The organism is Pseudomonadales bacterium, from assembly GCA_013215025.1.
Lineage (GTDB): Bacteria > Pseudomonadota > Gammaproteobacteria > Pseudomonadales > DT-91 > DT-91.
The window spans coordinates 1-4,182 of the sequence record JABSRR010000206.1; the positions used below are offsets into that span (position 1 = coordinate 1).

Annotated in this window: 3 protein-coding genes; all 3 read left to right on the top strand. The window is 47.5% G+C overall.

The features are described 5' to 3' along the window. On the top strand, nt 1-660 hold a 660-nt coding region (locus HRU21_11765), incomplete at its 5' end, for a hypothetical protein (protein NRA42966.1). 150 nt (nt 661-810) lie between these two features. Beyond that, nucleotides 811-2,181 (top strand): cadaverine/lysine antiporter, encoded by a 1,371-nt coding sequence (cadB, locus tag HRU21_11770; GenBank protein NRA42967.1) that lies wholly within the window; start codon nt 811-813, stop codon nt 2,179-2,181. A 42-nt stretch (nt 2,182-2,223) separates the two neighbouring features. Continuing rightward, nucleotides 2,224-4,182 (top strand): lysine decarboxylase LdcC (gene ldcC / locus HRU21_11775; protein ID NRA42968.1); only part of this gene is annotated, 1,959 nt, incomplete at its 3' end.

Consider the following 4,182-nt stretch of genomic DNA (forward strand, 5'->3'; position numbering starts at 1 on the left):
CCGATTGCAACACTTGGCGATTTAGCTTCACCACTAAACACACTGGCCGATAAGCAGCTGAATAGCTTCAGTCTAATTCGCCATGAGAATGAACATGGCCCTGCCTATTATTACCGTGCCAGTCTTGCTCAGGCAGAGCGTAACGGCAGCGATGCCTATAAACCCCATGCGCATCACGAACAGCGCAATAAACGCTTCGACGGCATCAATCGCGAAACAGGCGCTGTATATATTCCGTTAGATTCTGCAAACCCATCAACAGACAATAAAACCCTCAGCGATGTGTCTTACAGTCGTGATTTAGCCTTGCGCTATTTAGGTTTGGATAAAACCGATCACGCTAGCGACATTCAGGTAGACAAAGTGACTCGCTTCGGTATGGATTATGATTTTAGAAATAAACGCTTACCAGTGTATAAAGTCAGCCTTGATACTGATGCCGGTGATCGCGTGTTTATCGACCCGGTGACCGGTATTGTGGTTGATCATCTTAAAGATATTCAGCGCTACGAGGGCTTATCGTTTTCATTGCTGCATAAATGGAATTTTATGATGGCCTTTGCCGATAGGCAGCAACGTGACATCACCATTGTGGTATTTTTACTGCTGATGCTAGTGCTTGCCTTGCTGGGGCTTAGTTTACGGCCATCCAAGGCCTAGCCTACGACGAGCCTAGGCATTCTCTGGCAGCAAACGCTTACTGCTACTTTATATAAAGGCTTTATCGCCGCCAGCTAAAGGTCTGCCGCATGGCTTAAAAAATATAGTCTACACTGAATAAAAATATTTTTTATATCAGGGGAGACTGACATGTCGGATGTCAAAAAAATTGGTGTGGTATCGGCCACGGGGATTGTAGCCGGTAACATGATGGGCAGCGGTGTGGCCCTGCTGCCTGCAAGCTTAGCCTCGGTTGGCTCGATTATTATTTTTGCCTGGGTGATTGCCATCATCGGCGCAATGTCATTAGCTTGGGTATTTGCTCGCCTCGGTACTGATAACCCACAGTCTGGCGGGCCCGTGGCTTATGCCGGCGAGGTCTCTCCCATCTTAGGCTATCAGTCTGGGGTGCTGTATTACCATTCGAACTGGATTGGTAATCTTTCGATCGCCGTTGCCGGCGTTTCTTATCTCGCGGTGTTTATTCCCGAACTGCATTCAGGCTTTGGCGCAGGTATTGCTACCATTATTGCAGTGTGGGTCTTTGCCTTTATTAATCTGGTGGGTGCCGACTGGGTCAGTCGCTTAGTAACAATCGGCGTGGTGCTGTTATTAATACCGGTGGTATTAACCGGCACCGTGGGTTGGACGCTATTTGATGGGCAAACCTTTTCCGATAATTGGAATACCTCGGGTAAAAGTGACGGTCAAGCGATCATTGGCGGCGTGCTGTTAGTGGTTTGGTCATTTATAGGGGTGGAATCGGCGTCTGTGAATGCCAATTTAGTCGACCGGCCGCGGCGCACCATTCCCTTATCGACCTTGCTCGGCACGGGTCTTGCCGCAGTAGTGTATGTGTTATCTACCATGGCTATTATGGGAATGTTTCCAGCCGCTGAGGTTGCCGCTTCAGGTGCACCGTTTGCCGACAGCAGCGCCAAAATCTTAGGCAGCTGGTCGGCACCGATTGTTTCTGCCGTCACCGCCTTTGCCTGCTTTGCCTCACTCGGCTCGTGGATGATGCTAACCGCTGAGGCAGGCGCACGTACCGCCAGAGATGGCTATTTCCCGAAAATATACGGTGAACGCAATAGTAAAGGCACCGCCAGTAAGGGGATTATCATTGAAGCCGCACAAATGACTGCGCTGATGATTATTTTAATGATCTTGCAAGGCGACGGTGAATCAACCGGGCTATTCAATACGCTGATTACCATTGCCGTATTAACCGTATTACTGCCCTATTTTTACAGCTGTTTGAATTTACGCGCGCATATTGGTCTTGCCTGGCGCAACGCGGGTTCACTGCTGATTTGTGCACTGGCTTCGCTATTTTGTCTGATAGCGCTATATGGCGCTAAAGGTGAGGGCTTGGCTGAGGCCATTATTGTTACGATTGTGATTTACTTCTTTTATGTGCGCTGGGAAAGCGCCCATCATCAAGATAAAACCCTACACTTCCCTGAAAATGCCAGCACTAGCGTGCCGGATCAAGATACCAACGAAGTGTTAGAGCATTAAACCCAAGGGAGCGGGACTATGAGTCATTCAAAAAAGATAGTGATGCGCGACCGGCTCGCGCTGATTTTAACGGAAGCCGGTGAAGGTCAAAAGGATACCTTTTTTTCTGCCTTAGCCAATGAACTAGAAGACTTTGATATGCAGGTGCGGTTTCCTACCTCGCTTGAAGATATGATGCACGTTTTACAGAGTAATACCCGTGTCTGTGCCGTACTGTTTGACTGGGATCACTACCCGGTTGAACTCTGCCACCAGATAGAGGCCTTAAACGAAAACCTGCCGATGTTTGCATTTACCAATGATCACGTCATTAATGATGTATCGTTTGCCGATTTAAGTGCGCTTAGGCTGAACTTTTTTGAATTTCGTTTACAAGAAGTTGCCGGTATTGGCCGCAAGATTAGTTTAGTGGTACAAGAATATCTGGATTATATTCTGCCGCCGTTGACCCGCGAATTATTCAAGTTTGTCGGTCAGAGCAAATATACTTTCTGTACCCCAGGCCATTTAGGCGGTTCGGCCTTTTTGAAAAGCCCCACCGGTGCGATTTTTTATGATTTTTATGGCGCAAACACCTTTGAATCTGATATATCGATTTCGGTTACTGAACTTGGCTCTCTGCTTGATCACACCAGTCTGCATGCCGAGGCAGAAAAGTTTATCGCCAAAACCTTTGGCGCCGACCGTAGCTATATTGTTACTAACGGAACCTCTACAGCGAATAAAATTGTCGGCATGAATGCCGTGTCAGCTGGCGACACCATGCTAATGGATCGCAACTGCCATAAATCATTAACCCACCTAATGATGATGGTTGATGTGACGCCTCTGTATTTTAGACCGACTCGCAATGCCTACGGTATTTTGGGCGGTATTCCAAAAGCAGAGTTCACCCCCGCAGTGATTGAGCAAAAAATGGCGCAGGCGGGAACCGATGTGCCACCACGTTATGCCGTTGTGACTAACAGCACCTATGATGGTTTATTTTATAATACCGGCTACATCAAAGATTCACTGCAGTGCGAACATATTCATTTTGACAGCGCTTGGGTGCCATATACTAATTTTCATGCCATCTACGAAAACCGCGCCGGCATGAGCGGCGGAGCGATCGCCGGTAAAACTATCTACGAAACCCAAAGCACGCATAAGTTATTGGCTGCATTTTCTCAAGCCTCGATGATTCATATCAAAGGTGAGGTTGATGAGGTGGCGTTTAACGAGCCATACATGATGCATACCTCTACCTCACCGCAATATAATATGGTGGCTTCCTGCGAGGTCGCAGGTGCAATGATGAAAGGTAATAGCGGCCAACGCTTAATGCAGGGCGCCATTGATCGCGCGATTAACTTTCGACGCGAAATACAAAAGCTTAACCAGGAAATGGATGGCTGGTTTTTCAAAGTTTGGCAGCCAGACAATATTGATGCCGTCGCCTGCTGGCCTTTAGAATCTGGTGCCAGCTGGCATGGTTTTAAAGACATTGATCCAGAGCATATGTACCTTGACCCGATTAAGGTCACCCTGCTGACGCCGGGACTCGTCGATGGCGTGATGCAGGATGAGGGCATTCCTGCCGACCTAGTGGCGAAATACCTCAGCGACCAAGATATCGTGGTAGAAAAAACCGGGCCTTACTCAATGCTGTTTTTATTCAGTATTGGCATTGATAAATCAAAAAGCATGAAATTGCTGCGTGGGCTAGTCGATTTCAAACGTGCCTATGATGCGAATTTAAGCATTGAGAAAATGATTCCGTCTTTATATCAAGAAGATAAGGCGTTTTATCAGCATAAGTGCCTGCAGGAAGTTGCACAGGGGGTTCACCAACAAATCAAACATTTTGATCTGCCCACCCTTATGTATCAGGCCTTTGATGTATTACCAGAAATGGCACTGACGCCATATCAGGCCTTTCAACAGGCGAATCGCGGTAAAACCCAACAAGTTAAACTGAGCGAGCTAAAAGGGCATATTTGCGCGCATATGATTCTGCCC